The organism is Streptomyces sp. DSM 41931, from assembly GCF_050271085.1.
GTDB classification, from domain to species: domain Bacteria; phylum Actinomycetota; class Actinomycetes; order Streptomycetales; family Streptomycetaceae; genus Streptomyces; species Streptomyces albogriseolus.
The window spans coordinates 4264156-4286607 of the sequence record NZ_CP189902.1; the positions used below are offsets into that span (position 1 = coordinate 4264156).

Here is a 22452-nt window from a genome sequence, read left to right on the forward strand (position 1 = left end):
GATGACGTCCACCGACGAGACCGGCGAATCCGTCGAGACCGACGAGAGGGTCCTCGAATGCGCGCGGGCCGTCCGTGCGGAGCTGCCCCGGCTCCTCGGCCCGCTCGCGGCCGAGCGCAGACGGGAACTGGACACACGTCTGGCCCAGGCCCTGGCCCGCCCCGGTGACGCCGGCACCGTCGAGCGGATCCTGGCGGTGCTGCAGAGCGAACCGGAACTCCACACCTGGGCGGCCCGCTTCCTGGAGACCGGGAACCCGCCCCGGTACACCGAGCGGGGGGACTTCCAGCCGCTGCCCGGCTCCGGCGAGGCGGTTCCGGCCACCCGCTACTCCTGCCCCGAACGTGACTTCGCCTGGTACCGGGCCTTCCTCGACGAACCCCCGCCCCGCTGCCCGACCCACGGCCACTCCCTCGTACGGGAGGACCCTCCGTCGTGCTGAACCGCTTCCTGGACGCCGTGGCCGGCAACCTGGCCAAGGAATGGCTGGTGGTCGGCACCCAGTCACTGGTCTTCTGGACAGGCGGCTTCGCCGCCGTGACCTGGGGCACCGGCCGTTCCCCCGTCGACCGCCTGCGCGCACTGGCACCGGACACCCGGGCCCTCGTCGCGGCCGCGGCACTGCTCGCTTTCGTGCTGTCCGGGGTCGCCGTCCGTCGGCTGACCCCCGCCGTCCTGGCCTTCCTGGAAGGATACGGCTGGCCCGGCCGACTGCGGCGCCACGCGACCACACGCCAGCAGGCCCGCCGGAACCGGCTGCGGCAACGCTGGGAGCGACTGCGCGCCGCCCGCGACGACGCGACGGAGCCCGTCGCCCCGGACGTGTACGACGCCTTCGTGCGGACCGACGCCGCCCTGCGGCGCATCCCCGGCGCCCCCGAACGGCAACTGCCCACCTGGGTCGGCAACACCCTGCGCGCGGCGGAACTGCGGCCCTACCAGAAGTACGGCCTGGACGCGGTGAAATGCTGGCCCCACCTGTGGCTGGTACTGCCCGTCGAGGCCCGCGAGCAGATCGCTCGGACCCGTGCCGCGCTGGACTCCGCGGTCTCCGCGCTGATCTGGTCGGCCGGATTCGTCGTCTGGACACCCTGGGCCGGTTGGGCGGCGCCCGTCGCCGCGGTGGCCGCGGCGGCGGTGTACCGGGGGGCCCTGCGCGGCCCGTGCGCGGCGCTCGCGGACCTCCTGGAGGCGTCGTACGACGTGCACCGCACCGCCCTGTACACGGCACTGCGGTGGCCCCTGCCCACGGACCCGGCGCACGAGCGCGAGTCGGGCAAGCTCCTCACCGCCTACCTGTGGCGAGGATCGGACGCTCCGGTTCCCGTCTTCACCCCGCCGCCCGACGCACCGGAGTGCCCCCGATGACCGAGGAGACGTCACCTTCCCGGAGGAACCGACAAGGAGCCCGTACGCCGGAGGAGTTCGCCCTGGTCCAGGTCGACATGCTGCACGGGATGGGCGACCGCGCCCAGGCGGACACCCTGCTGCTCGGGCTGGCTCAGTCCCAGGACCCGCGCATCCTGAGCTCGGTGGGCGAGAAGCTGCTGCGGCAGGGGCGCTCCGAGGAAGCCGTGAGGGTACTGGGCGAAGCCCTGCGCCTGGCCGGCGAGGCATCACCCTCCGCCGAGACCGTCACCAACCTGGGTGTCGCACTGCTCATGTCGAACCGGGTGGACGAGGCCGAGGCCGTTCTGCGCAGGGGCGCCGATCTGGGCAGCCCTCTCGCGGCCGCCAACGTGGCCGCCCTCCTCCTGCGGCGCGGGGACTCCCGGGGCGCCGAACGCCTCCAGGTGAAAGCCGCGGAGACCGGGGACCTCACCTCCGTCCTGAATCTCGCCGCCTTCCTGCACGGCGCCGGCCGCCATGACGAGGCACACGACTGGCTGCGCACGCCGGCCGAGAACGGCGAACTGCCGGCCGCCGCGCTGCTGGGCTCCTACCTGGCGGAGGACACACCCGCACAGGACCTGGCGGCCGCACGGCACTGGCTCACCATGGCGGCACGCTCGGGCGACACCGACAGCGAACTGGAGCTGGGGCGGCTGCTGGCCTCGACCGGTGACCGCGAGCAGGCCCGGCGATGGCTCACCCGCGCCGCCGAGAAACTCGACGGGAAGGAGAGGCCCGGCAACGGCTCGGGGCAGGGGGACGGCCCGCTGTCGGCCGGGGACGGCTACGTCGCGATGCGGGTGCTCGGGCCTTCCGGACCCTCGTCGTCGGCGCAGGCCGCGTATCTCCTGGCACGGCTGCACGGTGAGGGCGGCGACACCGAGGAGGGCCTGCGCTGGCTGCGCCTGGCCGTAGGGGCTCGCGTGCCGGAGGCCGTTCTGCTGCTCTTGGAATTCGGCGGGGAGGAAACCCGCTGCGACGAGCACGCGATGTGGGCCGGACTGACCGGGGCGACCGCCGGGACCCCGCACCGGCAGGAACCCGCGGCCGTGCCCGACGGGAGCGGTCCGCCCCTGCCGGACGCCATCCGGCAGGGACAGTGGTACGTGCTGCCGGAGCAGGGCTTCGCACCGCGGGGACCGTCCGGAGACCAGGACGTGCCCATGGAGCTGGTGGTCGGCGGGTGGCCGATCGACGAGAACGGGCGTTGCGGGCCGTTCGAACCGAATCCCGGATACGTGCCGGACAGCGGTGCGAAGCCGACCGACCCGGTGCACGCGCTGCTGCGCCTCTTCGCCGAGGAAAAGGGCCGGGAATCCGTCGACCGGTTCCTCGCGCTGCTGCGTCACACCGTCTTGGAGGTCCCCTGCGACGAACAGGGCAGACCGCTCCTGATGTCCGCCCCGAACGGGATGCCGTGCCTGCCGGTCGTCACCGCGGCCCTCCACGCACGGCGCCTGCCACCCGCCCGTTGGGAGCGCGTGCAGGGAAAGACTCTGCCGGAGATCACGCCCGCCGAAGTGAGCATCCTGCTCAACCCCGGTGACAGCGCACAGTTCCTCCTGCTGACCGAGGCACTGCGCTGCTGACGCAGGACCGGTCCGGGGCGGACTGTCGGCGCGCACAGGAGCACGTCGCTTCTGCTGCTTTGTGACGCTGGGTGATGGGTCTCTATCTCTTGGTAAGGGGTCGGGGCATCTGATACGTTCGTACAGAACCCCCTGCTCGTTGCGGCGAGCAGGCGCGAGGCCCGCCAAGAACTCAGGCGGGCCTCTGCTTTTGCGGTGACCTCCTCATCTCCGTCGGGGTCCGTTCCAGCCTCCGTCAGGCCCATTCCTTGGGCCGGTGCACCTCCGCACCGCCGCCCAGCGGGAACGGGTCCCGCAACTGCGAGGCGCGGACCGCGCCGTCCCGGATCGGCTTGATGAACAGCGGGCGCAGCTGCTTCAGCCAGCGGCTCGGCCTGTCGAAGGGGTTGAGGATGCCGATGGGCACCCCCAGCTCCTCCTTCACGATGCGCAGGGGCTCGCACAGGTCGCTGTCGTTGCTGACCAGCACGACCAGCTCGCAGTCCTTGCGGAAGGCGTCCAGCAGCATCTGCGAGGCGATGTGGACGTCGGTGCCCTTCTCCTCCGTCTTGACCACCTGCACCGTGGCGGGGCCGCCGGGCGGGGGCGCGGCGAGCCTCATGCGAGGCGTGGTCTGCTGGAAGCGGCCGTAGTGCAGGGACACCTGGGGCAGCGCGCCGAGAGCCCGCAGATAGGCGTCCTGCCTGCGTGGACCTCCCGGATCATCGGGTCGTGGCGTGATTCTCGCCGTGAAGTACCGCACGCGCTTGATCCTCCGACCGGCCGGCAGCAGCTTCTCGCACAGTGACACCGGGTCGAGCCACTTCAGGTCGGGGCTGTTCTTGAGCCGGCCGTAGTAGAGGTTGAAGCCGTCGATGTAGACGTTGGTAGTCATGCGATTACGGTACGCGGTGGCGTGTGTGATGTGTATCGACTGGCCTCGGTGGCTCGGGAGTTGAGGCAGCGTCGGCAGAGGGCTTCGTCGCCGGTCGGACGGAAGAGGGTCGCTTGCACGTGGTCGCCCTCGCACTCGCGGAGGGTGGCGAGGCGGCTGGACGGGCGGGCGTGGACGGGCTGTTCGCCGACCGGGGTGACGTCGGGGTCCGGCGCGGGTGGCACGTCGCGGAGCAGGTAGCGCAGGAGGCCGCCGGGGCGGTGGACGGGGGTGCCGTCGTCGGGGAGGCCGCGCAGGATGTGCGTGCGGACGGCGGTGGGGGTGTGACCGGCCGCGAGCCAGCGGGAGACGAGGCGGGCCAGTTCGTCGTGCATGCCCCGGGGGATGCGGCGCAGGTCGGGGGAGAGGTGGGGGAGGGCGGCGACGAGGGCGCGGGCGGCTTCGGAGGGCTTGGGTGTCTCCGGCGCGGGTCCCGGGTCCGGCTCCGGCTTCGGCTTCCGCTCCGGCTCGGCGGGATGGTGGGAGGTGTTTTCCCCGGGGTCTTTCCTTGGATGACCGTCGGTGGGCGGAGGGGTCGGGACGCCGACGGCCGGAATGCGAGGACTCGGAGCGACCTGCGGTGACGCGTCGGCGGAGGGGGTGTGGACGGGCATCCGGGCGAGGATCTTGGCGGCCTCGGCGGCGCTCAACGGCACGTTGGAGACGAGCTGTTGGGTCACCCAGTGCCCGCCGGGCACCTGGAGCCGCCGCTCGTGCACGAAGCCCTCCTCCTTGAGCTGCCGCTTGGCCCGCGTGAAGGCGCACGCCCCGATGTGGGCGCGCTCGGCGGTGCGCGACAACGACTCGCGCGCCCCGTCGGGGAGGGAGAGCTGCCAGGTCAGCAGCCGCACGGCGTCGGAGGAGAGCCGGGGGTGTCGAATGAGGTCGTGGGAGAACTGGGAGAAGGCGCGCGGGGGCGCGATATGGTGCCGGTAAATCACGGTGGGAGCCCTAACTTCCACTGGTGGTTCAGGCCCTCGCGGACGGTTGCAGCCGCCGCGGGGGTCGCCTTCGTTCCGTGCCCGGCGTGGCACGCGGAAGACGTGATGTCGAGCCGACGCTACCGCACGCCGTGTGTGCGGATGAACGCATTGAGTGAAAAGGGCTTTCGCTCAAGGACGATCGCCCGGTCGACGCGGCCCGTCGCCCGCCCACGTCGCCGGGTTCTCCGGATCGCGTCGTCACATGCTGCCCGGTCGCCGTCTCACAGAGGGACGTCCTTGACCTTCCCGATCAGAAGGCCGGACGCGCGGGCCCTCTCTCGTAGCCCAGAGCCCAGGTCCACGGCGTCCTCGATTACCACTACCCGTTGGGCCTGGCCGTGCCGGGCGGCAGACCGGGCCGACCTGCCGACGTAGTCGACTGCCTCGGCGAGGCGCTTCGCCTCTTCGTCGCCTGAATGCTCGGCAACCGCGGCCCACGCGCCGTACGCGGTTCGTTCGCTGACCCAGCCGAGGTCGAACTGCGGTCCCCGTCGCGCCGGAGCCCGAACGTCGAGCGCTCGTCGGCTGGTGACCCGGTCGACGAGGCGTGACAGCAGCTTGTCGTGTCGCGGAGTGCCCCGCCCCAGCACACCGGCCTCCAGCCGGTTGATGCCCCGAGTGCGCAGACGAAGCCTGTCGAACGGCCCGCCGAGGAACCCTTCCCCGATCTCAGGCATGACGGTCACGTGCTCGCCCTGCATCTTGAGGTCTCGGCACCGGGCCGGAGCTCCGAACAGGAGGTCCGAGTAGCCGGCATTGTCGACCACGTGTATGTGCCGACCTGCTCGTCGCGATTCGATGACTGTCAAAAGCTTCCTGCTCAGTTCCCGCTCTGCGTCCTTGACGTTGGCTGTTAACTCTCCATGGACGACGAGGGTCACTTTCCTGGAGAAACTGTTCTGGCAGACAGCTCCTAATGTCTGCGCACGAGAGAAGCAGTCCTTACGGACAACCCATTCGCCGTCCACCCGGGTTTTCCCGGTGAACATGACGGTCTGTCCTCGGAGTCCGTGTATCCATCCAGTGCACCGAGCGGACACTTTCGTCAACCTCCCGACGGGTCCGAACATCTCTGTTGCGCACAGTACTTCGGGTGATGCGGAGGGAGAAGGATTGTCCCGAGAATTCACCTCCGCCCCCATTGCCGAGTGCCCGGGTCAGGGGTGGCGTAGTCAGCCTGTGTCGCTGCGCGCCGCGTCATTTGCGTCCGTTCGGCCACGGGTCCTGGCTCGCCGCCGACGACGAGAGCGAGATGACCTGCTCGTTCACTCTTCCGGCGCAACTTGTTCTGGTCTCGAGGCGGTTGACGCAGGGGCGTCCTACGGTGCGAGCACGGGTGAGTGGTAGACGGATGTGCTGAGGGGGCGGGTGCGATGGAGTCGGGAGCGGACTCGGGTGCGGGCGTGGAGGGCGGCGCGGGTGCCGACTCCAACGGGGAGTTCCTGCGCTGCTTCGGCCGCCAGATGAAGCTGCTGCGGGAGGCCGCGGGGCTGACCCAGGCGCAGTTGGGCGAGCGGGTCGGGTACGGCGAGGCGCAGATCGCTGCGGTGGAGCAGGGGCGGCGGATTCCCCGGCCGGAGCTGGTGGACGCGGTGGATCGGGAGGTGGGCGGGCGGGGGGTGTTGGTGGCGATGAAGGGGGAGGTGGCGAAGGCTCGGTATCCGGGGTTCTTCCGGCGGTACGCGGAGATGGAGGCCGAGGCGGTCGAGCTGCACGCGTACGACAACCACGTGGTCAAGGGGCTCTTGCAGACGGAGGAGTACGCGCGTGCCGTCTTCACCATGTGGCGGCCACTGTTGGACGCGGAGGTCATCGAGCAGCGTGTGGCTGCCAGGTTGGAAAGGCAGAAGCTCCTCGCTCGGCGGCCTGCGCCTCTCCTGAGCTTCGTGATCGAGGAGCAAGCCCTGCGCCGCCCCGTCGGTGGCCGCCAGGTACTGCGCGGGCAACTGGAACAACTGCTGCTCTACGGGCATGAGCGCAACGTCGAGATGCAGGTCATGCCGACAGACCGCGACGAACATGCGGGCCTGGGCGGGGCTTTCACATTGATCCACCTCAAAGACCAGAGCAGGATGGGCTACATGGAGGTGCAGGAGGCGAGCATCCTGTACACCGCGCCCAAGAAGGTCAGCCCGTTGGAAGCAACGTACGGCGTTCTCCGAGCGCAGGCGCTCACTCCTCGGGAGTCGCTGGCCTTCATCGAGAAGCTGTTGGGAGAGCAATGAAGGCAAGCAGCCCCGAGCCTGCCGCTGACACGCTGAGCTGGTTCAAGAGCAGCTACAGCTCTGGAAGCGGCGGTGACTGCGTTGAGATCGCCGATGCGGGTACGGCCGTGATGATCCGGGACTCCAAGCGACCGGACATGGCGTCTCTCGGTGTCCCCACTGCCCAGTGGATGGCGTTCGTGCGGATGGCCGCACGCGTCTGAGACGAACGAGGGGCGGTGGGAAGCCTCGAGCTCCCCACCGCCCCTCACTCATGCCCGAAGGGCACTGTTCTGCTTACTCGCTCTTCTTGCGCCGCCCGCCTGCCCTCTTCTCGGGACGCCAGTTGACGAGATCCGCCTCGGACAGCTCGCGCTCGGCACGGCCGGTGTCGAGGGCGGCCCGGAACTCCTCAGCGGGGTTGCCCTCCCACTCCTCGTCGTACTCGCCGTACCACTGGTGCACCCAGGGCAGCACCTCGCGCAGACCGGCGAGCAGCGGTACGAAACGGGGGTCGTCCTTGGTCCAGCCGCCGGTCTCGACGCGGCTGCGGATCAGTCCGACGAGGGCGTCGGCCTGGTCACGGTGGTTCCAGCCGGCCCAGCCGAGCAGCAGGGAACCGTCGGCCTCGGGGGAGGCGCCGGGGTAGGAGATGAACCGCTCCTTGGGCACGTCGAGCTTGCCACGGTTGGACCAGTAGGAGTTTTTGAGGAAGTCCGCGCTCGTGTACTTCGGCGGCACCTTGATGTCAAGCCGCTTCCCGGTCCGGTCCTCCTCCCGCTGCTGCTCCCAGACCTGCTCCCACTGCGCCCGCTTGCGCAGCCCGGAATCCTTGTAACGGAGGGCGGCGAGGTACGGCACGTGCTCGGCCTCGATGACGGCGGCGAGCACGGTGGCGAGGGAGGCGTCCCGCTTGCCGAGGTGATCGGCGGCGTAGAGCGCGGCAACGTCCTGCACGTCCTGGTCGTGCCGCAACTCATCGGCAAGCTGGTTGACGGTGAGCGGCCGAGGCACGGTGAACCCGTCCCGCTCCTCGAACCACAACTCCTCCCGCTCAGCAGCATCAAGCAGCCAACTCCGCAGGGCAGCGGCCTCGCGCTTCTCCCAGGGATCGACGGACCAACGGCGCTTGTACTCGGGCCGCTCGATCAGCCGGATGTCCTTGTTGGCCTCGATGAGGTCGATCCGAGCCTGCACGACCTTCTGGTATGCCTCGGGCCAGTCGGCGGGGATCTCGGTGACGGGGGTGGAACCGTGCCGCTCGAACCAGGCGGTCTCCGCTCCACTCCGGGCCAGCACGATCTCGAACGCGCGCTGTCCGAGGGCCAGCTCGGGAACGTCGGCCTCGGTCATGTCGGCGGGGTCCTTAGCGATGGTGGTCCGCGCGACCTCGTCAGCGGTGAGCAGGCCGTAGGACCCGTAGACGGTCCAGTCCAGCTCCTCCTGCAAGACGATCATCCGCGCCCGGATGCGCTCCTGCGCTCGGCGGGCTTCGGTGAGCGCTTTCCGAGCAGGCACGGCGTCGCGCGCCAGGGCAGAGGGTTCATGCTGAGCCAGCTGCTGAGCGAGCGCGTCCAGCTCTCGACCAAGGGCGAGGGCAAGCTGCTGAGGGAGCGGAAACTCTTGCAGCTTGGTGCCGGTGAACTCGTAGCGCTCCTCCCACTCCTCGTCCTGCAGACCGCGGCCGAGGCCGCTGCCACCCTTGCCCTGGCTCACCTGCTTGAGCCAGAAACACGCAACGGAGGAGTTCAACACCCCCAACAACTCCAGATGCCGCTCCTCACTAGCGCCCTCGGGCAGCTTGATCACGGGTGCGGACTGCTTGAACACCTTTCCGCCCCGGTCCAGTACGAAGTGGTTATGCGTGGCAACGAACGCCATGGCGATCCCCAGCGGAATGGAGTAGCGCTCGGGGTGCCACCGGCTCCACTCGTACCAGGTGAGTCCAATCTCCTCGTGGGTCCCATTTGGTTCTCTACGTTCACGGAGGCCAGCACGAAGAGGCCAGAGGATCTGCCGCACGTTCTGGTTGCTGAGATCGGCTTTGAGGTCACCCGCGTAGGGGAAAAGAGCTTCTGTCTCGGGTGTCAGATCCCAATCGCGTACGACGGTACCTTCCACGAGCGGAACGGTGTGCAAATCCGGAACACCATGTGTAGCCCAACTTTTAGGGGTAGCGAAGTATGCACTGTCGGCGCCCGTATGCGTAGTCCGCCCGATCAGCTTCACGTGATTTGCGACGGTTTCGCTGCTGCCGGATCCGAGCCTGCCCATCAGATCGTGCGCGTTGCCGCCTTGAAGGGACCACGGGGCCTCGCGGAAGCGTTCGCGCGGCGCATTTGCGGTGGACACCCATTCCGACTCGCTTCCGGGTTTTCCAACTTGATCCACGATGGCGCTCCATACGAGCCCCTTCTCAGGATTATCCGGCTGGCCTGGCTCCCCTCGTACCCCTAGTACGGCTCGCACGGACTCGCCCTGCCGGGAGAGCTGATTGCGTCCCAATAGAATCACGGTCGGCGTTCCGTGCCCAGGAATGTAGGCCCCAGACGTATCAATCACGTGCGTCAGATCGACCCTCGGGAAGAATTGCTCAATCAGCTTCTTCCCGAACTCCCGCTTCATGAACGAGTTAGCGGTGATCTGCCCAGTGAACCCCCCATCCCGGCGTTCACCCCCCGCTCGAACCGCCAATTCAAAGATTCGCTGAGCAAACGGCACCGACAACGCATACTGTCGATAGCAAGCGTCATACGCGGCCTTGTAGTTCTTGTTCTCGTTCGCGTCCTTCACGGTGATGTACGGCGGGTTCCCCACCACCACGTGATACGAGCCCCGCCCGAGTAGATCCACCACCCGGGCGAACCCCTCCACATCCTCCGTCCGGTAATAGAACTGCTCGTTCTCCGCGAACAACGTGTCCAGCGCCTCGGTGACCGTCTCCGCGCCCCGCCCATGCAACAACGAGTCCGCCACAGCCACCCGAATAGGCAGTTCAGGCGCCGCACTCAACTCCCGCACCCCGCACGCCTTCAACGCCGCCACCAACAACCGGAACCGAGCGATCGCCACCGCGAACGGGTTCTTGTCGGCCCCGTGGACCGACTCCAACGCCCGCCGCACCAGCACCCACGCCTCGGTCCCCGGCTCGGCCTCCCGCCACTTCGCCAACAGCCGCTCGAACATCCCCAGCAGGAAGTGCCCGGACCCGCAGGCGGGGTCGATACACCGCAGCCCTCGCACGACCTCCTCCCCACCGGGGCCGTCGGGGAAGGTCTCCCCGTCCCACCCGGAGGGCCGGTGCTTCCACGCCGGCGTCAGGCCGAACTCCTCCACCGCCGGTTCCAGCGTCAGGTCGAGGATGAACTCCTCCACGAACACCGGCGTCTGGAGCAACGCGTACGTCTTGCGCGCATGCTCCGACAGGTCCTGGTACAGATCGCCGAGGAAACGGGTGTTCAGCTCGGGGTCGGTGAAGTTGTGCACGACCTCGCCGTCCGCCCCGCGCCGCCGCCAGAACGCGAGCAGCGCCGTGGCCGCCTCGTACGACGGAAGGACCTCGAACAACGGGTTGTGCGCCGGATCGAACAGCCCCGCCACCGTCCGGTGGGACTTCCCCAGCGCCTCGAAGGACGCCAGCAGCCAGTCACGGTCGTTCAGCGAGGGGTTCCGCCGGAAGAAGTCGTCGTGCCGGTCCTGCGCCTCCGCGAGCCGGTCGCCGGGGCCGGACAGCCACGCGTCCGGGATGAGCCCGTTGTCCTCGCTGAACCGCACGAAGACACACGCCAGCACCCATGCGGCCGCGATCTGCACGACCCGCTCGTCCCGCCACGTCTCGTACATGGCGGCCGTACGCTCCGCCGCGACGGCCTTGTCGTACTCCGCCCGCAGCGCGTCCCGGAACTCCGGCTCGGCCTCGGTCCGCTCCCGCAGGTCGTCTTCCAGGAGCCGCGCCTGCGCCTGGAGGTCCTTCAGCAGCCGTGCGCCGTCCAGCGGGGCCCCCGCTCCCTGCGTCCCCTCAGCCGTCACCGTCACAGCCGTACCTCACCATCCCGCTAGCCGGCCCCGCGATCATCGCGGACGCACTCATTTCCCGGCGAACCCCCCAAGGCCCGCCGCCCCATCCTGCCAGCCCGGACACACCGGCTTCAGGCAGATCGGTGCACAGTGAACTATTCACAGCGCGCCATCCGGCATTTACGCTGCTCAGGCGGTTGATCACGCACAACCGTCTCGGTGGTGCGGTGTGACCGCAGACAGGAGGCGGCGGCTCTGGGGAGGGCCGCTGAGCGGACGGCAGGTCGCCGTACGCGCGGATCAGCGACAGGTGGGGGCGTGATGAGCAGCGCCGGGAACGGCCGTGCCGGCAGACAGTCGGCGAAGACCGGGAACAAGCGCAGCAAGGCCGTGCAGCAGTCGTCCCGGGAGGAAGAACTCCGCCGCCTGTGCATGCTGGAGCTTGCCCGTGAGGCCGAACGGCGACGCAACGGACTGGCCGCCGCTCCGGTCAGGGCCGAGAAACCGTCGAGCCCGTCCTCGTCCAACCCGGTGAAACCGGCGGGGCAGCGCACGAAGAAGGCTTCGGCCGCTCCCCCATCCAAGACCGGGAAGCCGTCGGCCCCCTCGGTCAAGACAAGGAAGCCGCCGAGCCAGGCCGCGCCCGGCACCGGGAAGTCGTCCAAGGCGAGCCGGAAGAAGAAGGCCAGGGCCGCCAGCTACAAGGAGTTCCCCGGTTCCCGCCCCGCCCCCGTCGCGAGCCGGGGCGTCGACCGGCTGAGCGGGCTCCCGAAGATCGCGCCCGCCTACATGCGCCTGACCCCCGAGGAGGCCCAGCGGGAGCGGAAGAAGCGGCTGGCCGGGGAGAACAAGGCGAAGGAACGGAGACTGGCGAAACTGGCGAGGAAGATAGAGGCCGCCAGGAAATCCGGCGCCGGCCGCTGAGCGACGGTGTGCGGCTCGGGGGTGCGGGCCGCCGAGCCCGGTTCCTCCCGGTGGTGGACGGCCCCCGATCTCCGGCTCGCGGTGTCCTGTGACGTGGTGACCCGGGCAAAACCGCTGGGGTCGGGCCACCACGACAGTGATCGTCAGGAACGCGGCTCGTCGGTCGCGGCGGACTCCTTGCCCGGTTCGGCGGGCTGGCCGGTGAAGACGGTCAGGTGCCAGGCGCCCTTCTCCCGTGTGACGGTGAAGGTGTCACGCAGGGACTTGCCCGCCCTGTCCTCGGCGAGGAGGCGGGCCGAGCCGACGTCCGGACCCATGTCGTGCTGGATCCGCACATCCTTGATCCTCCAACCGCGTCCGCCCCGGTCGGCGAGGATCCGCTCGGCCTCCTGCCGGGACCATTCCTCGTCCTCGACACCCCCGACCGAGATCAACTCGGTGGCGCTGCGGGAGTTGAGAGCCCGCACATAGGCCTCGACGGCTTCACGGGCACCGTCGGAAGACTCAGAGGCCGAGGACGAGGGTGCCGAGGCCGAGTGCGGGGCTTCATTGTCCTGGGACGAGCAGCCGGATGCGACGACCAGCGCTGCCGCCACGGCCAAGAGACGTCGACGTTGCACAGCACGCTCCTGTCTTTTTGTGAGGGGACGACGGCCTGTCAGGTGCGATGTGCGTACCACCAGGCGCGCGGGTAGTCGGAGAGGATCTTCTTCAGGCTTTTGTTGTGCGTGTCGCTCGTGTGGTAGGTCAGGTACGGCGTACCGCGGTACTTCTTCGTGACGATCATGGTGTGATCGATGTTGTTGTTGCGGTTGAAGTCCGCCTGGAGGACGTCGGCCGAGGCCAGCTTCCACACGTTGTCGAGGATCTTGGTCCGCTTCGAGTGCTTCTTCGCGAACCAGTACCAGTTCTCGGCCCCGGCCCAGGTGTAGCTGGTGGTGAACTTCGTCGGCCCGTAGAACCAGTACTTGTTGCTCTTGCGCTGGATGATCGCGCCGCCCTTGGGCTTCCATCCGCCGGCCAGCATCGCCTGGGAGATGAAGTTGGTGCAGTCGTTGCCGTACGTGCGGTAGGCGTCGTTGTGGTTGTTCCAGTACTTGTTGGCGTAGGACACCATCTTTCCGTAGTTGTAGTTCGCCGAGACCGCGGGTTTGACGTAATCGACGCTGCTGTCGGGCAGCGGTGCGACGTCGGCCCCGGCGTCCTTGCTCCCTTCGTCCTCGTCCGGCGTGCCGCCCCCGTCGTCGGCGTTGGGCTCGACGTCCACGTCGGCCACCTGGGTCGTCGCGGTCGGCCCGCCCTCCGCGTCGGCCTCGTCGGACGACAGCAGCCAGGCCCCGTCGGGGCCCTGGGCGAACCGCACCGTGTGGGGGAGTGACAACTCCTCGTACTCCGGCGCGCCGTCCTCGATCTCCTGGGGCGTGAACGGGAGGTACAGGCGGGTGTGCTCAGTGAGTTGAAGGGTCGCCGACTGGCCGGTGACGGTCACGTCGGTGACCGTCACGTCGACCTCGGCTTTGGTGTAGCCGCCGTCGACCTCCTGGTACCGCTGCCCCTTCTCCACCAGGGCGGCGAACTCGTCCTGTACCTGCGCCGACATGGAACGGGTCGCCTGGACCTGCCCGCGAGCGGACTTCACCGCAGGACGGGCCGTCGTCAGCAGGTCGGCCCGCTGCTGAAGGTAGCCCTCGGCGAGTTGGGTGAGTTCGGACATGTCGGCGCTCGCCGACGGCGCCGCCGTCGGCGAAGGCGTCTGAGCGTGGGCCGGTGTGCCGATGAGCGTGAGCGTCGCCGCCGCCGTGGTCGCGACTGCGGCGATGGCACGTCTGTGCCCCGTGGTACGCATGATTCCCCCTGCATGAGCTGACTGGTCGGCCTCAGCCTGTATGTCAGGAGATCGAATGCGAACGCGTCGTTCCCGTACGGCGGATTCCAGATCCAGGAATGGCCGATTCCCGTTCTGTATATTTTCGATATAAATCAGATCTGGATCTGCTGGGGCGAATCCTCAGGGGTTCCGTAGCTCGCGAGGCTCACTTCGTGCCGGGGTCCGCATGGGATACGACACCGCCCGGCGGAAGCTGGTCACGGAGCAGTGGGACACAAAGAGGCCGTGGCGCCTCTGGTGGACTACCTGCGGGAGCAGGCCACGTGACATACGAGGCCCCCGTGGCGGCCGAGCAGGTGCGCGAGGCCGGTTACGGGGTCCACGGCGACTGGACTGTCAACCGGACGGAGTGCCGCGTGCTTCTGACCGACTGAGTTGCCGGTCGGCCCCGACTACTGAGGCGCGACGTCCAGGTCACGCACGTAGATGTCCCAGCAGGGCGGTGTGACGCCGGCCAGCGGGCCCTTCCTGCCGACGTGTGTCCATCCCCAGCGCCGGTAGAGGCGCTGCGTCGCGAGGGCGGTGGGCTGCACCGACAGGATCGCGCGCTGCTCCTCGCGGTCGCGCAGGAGTTCTTCCAACAGCCGTCCGCCCGTGCCGCGGCCCCGCCCCTCGGGGAGGACCGCCAGGCTGATGACGGCGAAGGTCCGGCCGGGCCACTCCTCCACCAGACCGGCGGGGAGCGGCCGGTCGAAGTCGCCCCACCAGCCGTGGTCGACGGGGAGCGGATGACCGTAGGCATAGCCGAGGAGGCGGTCCCGCTGCCTGGCCACGGCCAGGCGGAAACCCGCGACCGTCATCAGGCTCCGGAGTTCCTCCTCGTGCGCGGGGGACATTTCCGGGACCCAGGCGAACGGCTCTGCGGAGAAGACGCGGTCATGCACGTCGCAGATCCGGCGGAAGCAGTTGGCGGCCGACTCCCTTCCGCCGCCCTCGACCACGACCTCACCCGGCTCGGCCACCGTCGTCATCCTCCCCGCTCCCGGAGACCGTGACGTCCTCCGCCCGCCTCCGCAGAACGTCGGCCGACTCGTCGCCGAGCTCCTCGTACAGAGCCGCAGCCTGCGTCCACAACCGTCGCGCGGCGTGCGGCTCGCCGCGCGCCGAGGACACGTCGCCCAGCCGCCTGAGCGTCGACGCCTCGCTGCGCCGGTCGGTGAACTCGCGGAAGACGGCCAGGGCTCGCCCGAGGTGTTCCTCCGCGTCAGGGAGTTCGCCCAGCTCGCTCAGGCTGTCGGCGAGGGGGAGTGCACCCCATGCCTCGCTCCACCGGTCTCCGATCTCGTGGAAGATGCCGAGGGCCCGGCGGCAGAACGCGGCGGCCTCCGCGTGCTCCTCGCGGCCACGGGCGCACTCCGCGAGACTGAGCAGACTCATGCCCTCGCCCCGCCTGTCGCCGTGCTCACGGAACACGGACAGCGCGGCCTCGAAGTGTGTCTGCGCCTCGGCGTCAGGATCGCCCTGCTCCAGGGCCACCAGCCCCAGGCCGCGCAGCGAGAAGCCCAGCGTCCAGAGATCGTCGATGCCCCGGCTGAGCTCCGCAGCCGCCCGGTAGTTCTCGACGGCGACGTCGTACGCTCCGGACCGCCAGTGCACATCCCCCAGGCACAACAGGTTGAACGCCTCTCCCAACCGGCTCCCGACCAGCCGTGCGGCGTCCAGCCCGAGCTCGTGAACGTGCTTCCAGTCCGACCAGTGGGCACTGAGCTCGAAGAATCCGCTGGCCACCGCGGGCAGCATCCACGCGATGTCGTACTGCCCCCAGGCGACCGCCTGTCTCAACGCGGCGAGGAGGTTCTCGCGTTCGGTGTCGAACCACCGCACCGCGTCGGCGGCCTCGTCGAAACGCTCGACCGGCCGCACCTGGTCGCCCGCGGGCACCAGGTGAAGGGAGCGGGAGCGCGGAAGGATCGCCTTCCGCCCCGCGTCGGCGCTGAGCAGGTACCAGGTGAGGACTCGGCGCACGGCCCGGGTTCTCTCCTCTCGCGGCTCCTCGGCCGACAGCAGCTCCACCGCGTAGGAACGCAGCAGGTCGTGCATGCGGTACCTGTCCCTGGCGGTCTCCTGGAGGAGATGGACGTTGGCGAGTTCACCGAGCCTGCGCCGAGCGACCGCCGGGGTGACCGCGAGGAGTGCCGCCGCGGAGTCGACGCACAACACCTTTCCCTCGTGCAGACCCAGAAGGCGGAAAGCTCTTCGGGACTCCTCCGGGAGTGCTCTGTAGGACCACGAGAAGACGGCACGCACATCGCTGAGCTCGTCTTCCTGATCGGCCAGGGCGTCGAGGAAGTCCTGCTCCTGGACCAGTTCGTCCACGAGCTCGCCCAGCGACAGCAGGGAACGGCCGGCCGCGCGTTCGCCCACGACGCGGAGCGCCAGGGGGAGACAGCCACAGAGCTCAGCCACCCGCCGGGCCGCATCGGGCTCCGCGTCGACCCGTGACGGCCCGATCACCTCACGCAGGAGCCGCACCGACTCCTGTGGTGACAGTACGTCGAGTGTCACACGCGCTGCTCCCTCCCTCGCCACGAGACCGGAGAGTCTGTTTCGGCTGGTGATCAGTACGAGACTGGAGCGCGAGGCGGGAATCACCTGCCTGATCTGCTTGACGGACGAAACATTGTCGATGAATATCAGGATCTTCTTTCCGTACACCATCGAACGGAATAGTGCGGCACATTCCTGCTCGTCGATCGGAATGCGGTCGGCCTCCACGCCGAGACCCCGGAGAAACGACGTCAAGGCCTGCTCCGGTCCCAGCGCGTTACCACTGTTGTACCCGCGCATGTCGATGTACAGATCGCCGTCCACGAAGTGCCGCCGCACCCGGTGCGCCCAGTGCAGTGCGAGCGCGGTCTTCCCCACGCCCGGACCCCCGGTGATCGCCGCGACGACGGCCGGCCCGTCACCGCGCTCGTCGTCGGGCCTTGGGTGCAGGCCGTCCAGCCCTGTCAGCTCGGTCACCCGGTTGACGAATCCGGGTACCCCGTAGGGGAGCTGGCGGGGCGGGGGAAAAGGGCGACCGGGACCGTGTACGTGTATCCCCCCGTGTACGGTCCCGGCCTGGACCACCACGTCGCTGTCGCCACCGGAGAACTCGTTCGAGACGGATGTCGGCTCGTCGGTCATGCGTCCGGTCAGGCCTCCACCACTCGTGCGGTCCGCTCAGACAGGGACACGCAGCCGGTCCTGGTGGGTACGGGCGAACTCCCGGTAGGGAACGGCGGACGCCTGGGCCACGTCGCGCCAGTGGTTGGCCTCGACCACTCGTCGTGGATCGTCGATGATCTCGGCGGACGAGAAGCTTCCGTCCTCCTCGTAGTACATCGCGACCAGTTGCGAGGAGTCGAAGAGCCAGTAGTCGTAGTGCGGCAGCTCCGCCGGCCACTCCCCCCGGCGCACGGGCAGGATCCGCACGTCCTCGCCCGCCTCGACCGTGTGCTCGTACGCCCACGCGCATTCGAAGCGGACGTAGTCGGACATCGGCAGTTCGACGACGTGGACCCGGCTCAGGCTCTTTCCCGCCGCCACCGCCTTGGTGACGGTGCCGTCGATCCACTCCGCGATACCGGGGAACTCGCCCCTCGCCTCGCCCGCGAGGAAGCGTGAGAACTCGTCCTGCTCATAGGTCACGTCGTACCGCTGGAGGGCCTCCAGGCGGTAAGCAGTGAACTTGAAGTCCGTGAACAGGCGGTTGAATTCAACGTCCGCCAAGGAGGAGAACCTGCGTCCCACCTACCGCCCCTCACTGTGCTGGCTGTGGTACCGCTCCATGGCGCCGGCCACGACGTCCGCGGAGATGCGGACGGCGCCCTCTCCCGGAAGGACGTTCTCCAGTTCCGCGAAGGTGTCACCGTCCACGAGGCTCCCCTGGACGACCAGTTCACCGGTCTCGCCCAGGTAGACGGTAGGGCAGCCGTTGCCGCCCGAGCCCTGGTCCTTGTACAGCTTGGTGAGTTTCATCCCTCTCCCCTGTTCGGATGGAAAACTCGGCTTGCTCGAGCTTAGATTGTGGAGAATGTGAAGCGTCAAGAATATTCACAGCCGAATGGCACGGTCGGGCTATTTTGGCTGATTTTATTTCTTGGGGTCGGTAGGTAATGATCTAAATGGCCGATCGGGTGTCCCGGGATTTGGGATGTGATTTTTGATGCGGTAGTTGTCGGCTCCGTGCCGCTGCAGCGGACGACGGCTTCCTGTGGGACGTCGGGACCGGAGGTCGCTCAGTCGGTCCGCCCCGCGGGTCCGGCATCCGGCGCGGCGGGAGTACCGAACGTCACGGAGCCGTGCAGGTCCCGCACCTGGAGGACGTTTCCCTGCGACCCGCCGCTGACGGTGTTGTGCACATCCCCGGACCCCGTAGACACGGCCTTCGCCTCCTCCAGCCACGCCGTGAGGGAACCGGCGAAGTCCGGGTCGTGGGCCGCCCGGCGCTGCAACACGTCGGCGAGCGCCTGTGCCCGGCCCGTGTCCTGAGGGTGGTCTTCCAGGGCCTCCAGCTCTCGTAGTGCCGGGATCGGTTCCTCGGGAGGTGCCTGATCGGCCCGCTGGAACGGCTGGCGCACCAGCCTTCCCAGAGCCGCCCACGCCTGCGTGCCGGCAGCACCTCCGGCGCCGCTCACCAATGCCACGAGAAGCGCCGCCGAAATCGGATCCATCCGATCCCCACCCCCAACCGATTACGGACCGTAGGGGATGTATAGCAGCTTGCGGCTGTCCTGTCCGGGGTCCCGGCGAAGAGCACAACTTCTGTGTGAGCAACCGAGAATGACGATTCATCAGGTGCGATGGCGCATCGTGTCCGGGTGGGCGGTTCCCCCGCCCATTGCCCCTGAACCCCTCCCGTACCGCTTGATGGGGACGTACGCTGACCTGGGGGTTCCACTGCGGTCACCGAGGTCGGTGGGGTGCGGCGGAACAAGGAGGGGTACCGAGTAAGCCGGGCAGGGCCGCCCGTGGCGAGCCGGGGAGCGCGTCGACGCCGCTCGCGGTGACCCGGGCCGTGCCGCACCCGGCCGGGGAGGGCCATGAACCGCTGGGTCGGCATCGTGTCGCTGCGGGACACCGCGGCACCGACGCCCGTGCACCGCATCGCGCTCGCCATCGAGGCCGCACGCGCTCGGACGTCGTACAGCCTGGGTGGACGGCAGATCCCGTACGAGCGAATGCGCCGGGCGCTGCGCCGGGTGGGCCAGACGTACGCGGCACGCTCGGAGTGGGACAGGTGGTCGTACTGCGTCGACCTGGCCGGCGACTTCTTCGACGGCAGCGCACCCGTAGGTGACCTGCCCCGCTGGCTCACCGGTGAGCTGCAGTCCGTGCTCGACGGGGAAACCGGTCCGACCGGAAGGCGCACCCGGCACCACAAGCCGCAGGCCGCCGCGCGCCCCGGGAGCCGCAGGTCCGGTCCGGCGCGGCAGAAGACCACGCCCGGCACGTCCTCCGCCCGTACGGTGCCCGCACGCCCGACCCGCACCAGGCAGCGGACGGCGGCGGAACCCTCCCGGCCGTACATCCGGGTGGGACGGCAGCGCACCCTGCGGGACGTCACCCACCCGCCACTGCCCCGGCCGCCCGCCTCGCTGACGGGCACGTTCGGCGAGGTGGTCCGTGCCGCCGTCCGGGACACCATGGGGGAGTGGGAGGCCGGCGAGGAAGCCACGGCCTGGCTCGGTCTCGCCGCCTCCCACCGCAGTCACCTCTACGAGAGCGGACTGGCGGAGACCGCCGTGACGCCCCATGTCCTAGGCATGCTGGACGCGCTCGGACGCACCACGCTCGGTGTGATCCTGATCGACGCGTACGTGGGGAAGCACCAGCCGGAGAAGGCCGGAACCCAGTCGAGCGAGCACCATCGGCGGTCGGCGGCAGCCCGTGTGGCACTCGGTCAGTGGGCCGCCGACCACGGCCTCGTCCGTATGGGAGCCGGGGAGGCGCAGCGGCCCGCACCCTCGGTGGCGGAGGGCGTCGCCCGTCAGATCCTCGGCGTTCTCAGCCTCATCGGTGCCCATGACACCGCTCGGCGATTGGTCGGCGCCGTATGTGCGGGTATCGACCATGCCGCCGTCGACACAAGTGGCACGGACCCCGTCACCGAGGCGCAGAATCTCTTTGCCGAAGAGGGGCTCACCTACGACTACACCGAGCAGGGGCCCGATCACAGCAAGACCTACACCGCTACCGCCCGTACCCGCAGCGGACGCACCGCGCAGGGCACCGCACCGACGAAGAAGGCCGCCCGGGCCGCCGCCGCGCGGACTCTGTTGCGTGGCCACCCGCAGGGACAGCGGCGCCAGGAGACACAAGCCGCCGCAGCGCGATTCGCGGCACCACCGCAGCCATACAGTGCCGCGCCCCTCGGACACCGGGACGCCGTCTCCGACCTCGCGGCCATGTTCGAGATCGACGATCGCCGGGCCGAGGGCCTGCTCGGCCAGGCTCTCACCCACTCCTCGTACGTGTACGAGAACCAGGCCGCAGCCACGGCCCATCACCAACGCGACAACCAACTGCTCGCCCACCACGGTTCCGTGGTTCTCGACCACTTGGCCAGGCACCAGAGAACCCGCCGCACCCTGGCCCAGGGACTCGTGCCGGACGAGGACGAGGCCCGCATCCACACGCCGGCCAACGAGGACACCGCCCGCCTCGGCACGGAACTCGCTCTTGCCGAAGGGGTGCTGACCGGACGCGGGGAGAGCGGGCAACGGCCGAGCACGGTCGCCGGCGCCGCCCAGGCGGTGCTTGCCACGGCCTGGCGCACCCACGGAACGCGACTGCTGCACCGCAGACCTGCCGTCCTGGACGACTGGCTCACCGGACTCCAGCACCGGCACGACCCGGTGACCGTTCTGACCTACCTGATGAGCATGTTCGGAGTGACACATGTCTTCGAGCACCAGCTCACCGGCCCGGACCACCTGCAGCGTTTCACCTCGACCGCAGTCCTGCGCGACGCGCGGGGCCGTACCCACCGATGGGCCGTGCCTCCCGACGGGCCCTGTTCCAAGACCGACGCGGACAAGGCGACCGCTCAGGACATCCTGGAGGTTCTTTCCGCACCCGCCGACGATCTGGTCGATGCCCTCACCCCGGCGGAGTCCGACCTGCTGAGGTACCTGCTCCGGGCCCAGCTCGACGGACTGGGGGCGACGAACGAACGGCAGCGCGCCCGCATGGTCAGCGGCGGCCTGCTCGGTACCGACCTGCTCGCCACGGGCGACCTCGACGCGTTCCGCACCTGGGCGGAACGCGTGGAGCCCCTGCTCGGCCCGGACGCCGAACCGCTGCCCGACACGCTGCGCGAGCTGTACCGGCAGCTCGTCCACGACACCCGGCTCGGGCCCCGCTCCCTGGTGAGCCGGATGGCGGCGGACGAGGGAACCGACCACACGAGCACGGTCCGCCGGAACGCGGCCGAGGCGGTGCGGCGGGCTGCCCGGACCGGCCCACGGGACGTTTCGGCCCGTGACATCGTGCAGAACTGGTGGCGCGACCAGGCGTCGCGCACCGGGGTCACGATCCGCGACGACATGCGCCAGGACATCGTCCTGTCCCTTCCTTCGCAGCTGAGTGCGCTGCACGAGACGCTGACCTGGTGCGGCGAGGCCGCGGAGGCGGCAGGCACCCCCATCGATGTCGAACTGACCGTCCACGACGGCACCCTGCACGCTTGGATCGGGCTGCATGAGGTCGACGTACGAGCGGCCTGCGAGGACTTCGCCCGGTTGCTGTCCCGCACCCTGCCCTGCACCGACTGCCTCGTCGACGACGACCATGTCCTCCTGCGCCTGCACGGCCTGCCCGGGACGCCGACGGCGTCCCCACTGGCGGTGGCGGGCCTGGATGCCTACCTGTCCGAGCACTTCGCGATGAAGGAGCCGATCTCCCTTGGCACCCCGTAAGCCCTCCGGAAGTGTCCCCGATCACGGCGACTGGGCGGTTCCCTATCAGCCCGCCGACATCGCCGACCTCGATCCGGCGACCGCCGACCGGCGAGGCGGCATACCGAAGCCGCCGATGCTGGACGCCGTGTACCGGGTCGTTGAGACCGAGGGACCGATTCACCGGCAAGTCCTTCTCCGGCACCTGGGCGAGCTGCTGCACAAGACCAGGCCGAGCTCGATCAGCCCCTCGGTGAACGCAGCGGCGGATCAACTGAGGGACGAGGGACGGATAGCCGAGGCAGGGGACTTCCTCGACGTGGCGGGCCGCCCGTGCACAGAGGCGCGATGGCCACTTCCAGGCCTCTCTCAGCGGCCGGTCGAGCACGTAGCACCGGCCGAACGGCAACGAGCCCTGCTCGGCCTCGTCGCGGACCGTCCGCGGGGCCTCGGCGCGGAGGAAGCCGTCGGCGAGGCCCTCGCGTTCTTCGGCTGGACCGCCCGGAACGCGGCGGCACGGGCCAGGCTCATGGCGGACCTGTACCGGCTCCGCGACACCGGCGCACTCACCGGCTGGCCGGACAAGCTGGAACCCGCGGGCTGAGCCGCCGCCGTCATTCCCGGGCCGACTGTGCCCGGCCCGCCAACGCCCCGAATGG

General features: G+C 69.3%; 19 protein-coding genes. 8 read left to right on the forward strand and 11 right to left on the reverse strand.

Going from position 1 to position 22452, the window contains the following annotated elements:
• Position 1: 1 nt before the first annotated feature.
• The 3 genes from ACP7TJ_RS19970 to ACP7TJ_RS19980 are packed head-to-tail and all read left to right on the forward strand — an operon-like array spanning position 2 to position 2981.
• Positions 2–442 carry a hypothetical protein gene (locus tag ACP7TJ_RS19970; RefSeq protein WP_427764294.1) on the forward strand — a complete coding sequence of 147 codons (441 nt, stop codon included), beginning with the start codon at positions 2–4 and terminating at the stop codon, positions 440–442.
• A complete protein-coding gene (locus ACP7TJ_RS19975) occupies positions 436–1368 on the forward strand; it encodes a hypothetical protein (RefSeq protein WP_387619629.1) in 933 nt (310 codons plus the stop codon). The genes ACP7TJ_RS19970 and ACP7TJ_RS19975 overlap by 7 nt, the downstream gene beginning before the upstream one ends.
• Entirely contained in the window at positions 1365–2981 is a 1617-nt protein-coding gene (locus tag ACP7TJ_RS19980; protein ID WP_427764297.1) for a type VII secretion system-associated protein, read from the forward strand. Before ACP7TJ_RS19975 ends, ACP7TJ_RS19980 begins: the two co-directional genes overlap by 4 nt.
• A 235-nt stretch (positions 2982–3216) precedes the next feature.
• On the opposite strand, the gene ACP7TJ_RS19985 is transcribed toward ACP7TJ_RS19980, so the two are convergent.
• The 3 genes from ACP7TJ_RS19985 to ACP7TJ_RS19995 form a co-directional block, all read right to left on the reverse strand.
• Complete coding sequence (locus tag ACP7TJ_RS19985; RefSeq protein ID WP_387619635.1) at positions 3217–3855, reverse strand: NYN domain-containing protein; 639 nt, start codon at positions 3853–3855, stop codon at positions 3217–3219.
• Positions 3852–4835, reverse strand: coding sequence for a hypothetical protein (locus ACP7TJ_RS19990; protein ID WP_387619638.1), 984 nt, complete (start codon positions 4833–4835; stop codon positions 3852–3854). The genes ACP7TJ_RS19985 and ACP7TJ_RS19990 overlap by 4 nt, the downstream gene beginning before the upstream one ends.
• Positions 4836–5098: 263 nt before the next feature.
• Positions 5099–5866 carry a hypothetical protein gene (locus tag ACP7TJ_RS19995; RefSeq protein WP_427764301.1) on the reverse strand — a complete coding sequence of 256 codons (768 nt, stop codon included), beginning with the start codon at positions 5864–5866 and terminating at the stop codon, positions 5099–5101.
• 384 nt (positions 5867–6250) lie between these two features.
• Between ACP7TJ_RS19995 and ACP7TJ_RS20000 the strand changes: the two genes are divergently transcribed.
• Positions 6251–7102, forward strand: coding sequence for a helix-turn-helix domain-containing protein (locus tag ACP7TJ_RS20000; protein WP_427764304.1), 852 nt, complete (start codon positions 6251–6253; stop codon positions 7100–7102).
• Positions 7099–7305: a DUF397 domain-containing protein gene (locus tag ACP7TJ_RS20005; RefSeq protein ID WP_427764307.1), complete on the forward strand. Its 207-nt coding sequence runs from the start codon at positions 7099–7101 to the stop codon at positions 7303–7305. The genes ACP7TJ_RS20000 and ACP7TJ_RS20005 overlap by 4 nt, the downstream gene beginning before the upstream one ends.
• A gap of 73 nt (positions 7306–7378) precedes the next feature.
• On the opposite strand, the gene pglX is transcribed toward ACP7TJ_RS20005, so the two are convergent.
• A complete protein-coding gene (gene pglX / locus ACP7TJ_RS20010; protein WP_427764309.1) occupies positions 7379–11116 on the reverse strand; it encodes a BREX-2 system adenine-specific DNA-methyltransferase PglX in 3738 nt (1245 codons plus the stop codon).
• Between the two features lie 303 nt (positions 11117–11419).
• On the opposite strand from pglX, the gene ACP7TJ_RS20015 reads away from it, so the two are divergent.
• Entirely contained in the window at positions 11420–12022 is a 603-nt protein-coding gene (locus ACP7TJ_RS20015; protein WP_427764312.1) for a hypothetical protein, read from the forward strand.
• 143 nt (positions 12023–12165) lie between these two features.
• Here ACP7TJ_RS20015 and ACP7TJ_RS20020 read toward each other — a convergent pair whose 3' ends face one another.
• The 7 genes from ACP7TJ_RS20020 to ACP7TJ_RS20050 all read right to left on the reverse strand — a co-directional run bounded on the left by ACP7TJ_RS20020 (position 12166) and on the right by ACP7TJ_RS20050 (position 18475).
• Positions 12166–12489 (reverse strand): hypothetical protein, encoded by a 324-nt coding sequence (locus ACP7TJ_RS20020; protein WP_427764315.1) that lies wholly within the window; start codon positions 12487–12489, stop codon positions 12166–12168.
• Between the two features lie 191 nt (positions 12490–12680).
• Entirely contained in the window at positions 12681–13868 is a 1188-nt protein-coding gene (locus ACP7TJ_RS20025) for an amidase domain-containing protein (protein WP_427764317.1), read from the reverse strand.
• A 434-nt stretch (positions 13869–14302) separates the two neighbouring features.
• Positions 14303–14881: a GNAT family N-acetyltransferase gene (locus ACP7TJ_RS20030; RefSeq protein WP_427764320.1), complete on the reverse strand. Its 579-nt coding sequence runs from the start codon at positions 14879–14881 to the stop codon at positions 14303–14305.
• Positions 14856–16874, reverse strand: coding sequence for an ATP-binding protein (locus tag ACP7TJ_RS20035; RefSeq protein WP_427764323.1), 2019 nt, complete (start codon positions 16872–16874; stop codon positions 14856–14858). The genes ACP7TJ_RS20030 and ACP7TJ_RS20035 overlap by 26 nt, the downstream gene beginning before the upstream one ends.
• Positions 16875–17075: 201 nt before the next feature.
• The gene (locus ACP7TJ_RS20040) at positions 17076–17624 is read right to left on the reverse strand and encodes a DUF6879 family protein (RefSeq protein WP_427764326.1); all 549 of its coding nucleotides are present in this window, start codon (positions 17622–17624) and stop codon (positions 17076–17078) included.
• Between the two features lie 21 nt (positions 17625–17645).
• The gene (locus ACP7TJ_RS20045; protein ID WP_210908075.1) at positions 17646–17873 is read right to left on the reverse strand and encodes a hypothetical protein; all 228 of its coding nucleotides are present in this window, start codon (positions 17871–17873) and stop codon (positions 17646–17648) included.
• A 260-nt stretch (positions 17874–18133) separates the two neighbouring features.
• A complete protein-coding gene (locus tag ACP7TJ_RS20050; RefSeq protein ID WP_427764330.1) occupies positions 18134–18475 on the reverse strand; it encodes a hypothetical protein in 342 nt (113 codons plus the stop codon).
• A 462-nt stretch (positions 18476–18937) separates the two neighbouring features.
• Here ACP7TJ_RS20050 and ACP7TJ_RS20055 point away from each other — a divergent pair, with 462 nt between their 5' ends.
• Both ACP7TJ_RS20055 and ACP7TJ_RS20060 read left to right on the forward strand, forming a co-directional pair.
• Positions 18938–21814 carry a putative dsRNA-binding protein gene (locus tag ACP7TJ_RS20055; protein ID WP_427764332.1) on the forward strand — a complete coding sequence of 959 codons (2877 nt, stop codon included), beginning with the start codon at positions 18938–18940 and terminating at the stop codon, positions 21812–21814.
• Entirely contained in the window at positions 21801–22397 is a 597-nt protein-coding gene (locus ACP7TJ_RS20060; RefSeq protein ID WP_210908071.1) for a hypothetical protein, read from the forward strand. The genes ACP7TJ_RS20055 and ACP7TJ_RS20060 overlap by 14 nt, the downstream gene beginning before the upstream one ends.
• The last annotated feature ends 55 nt before the right edge of the window (positions 22398–22452 follow it).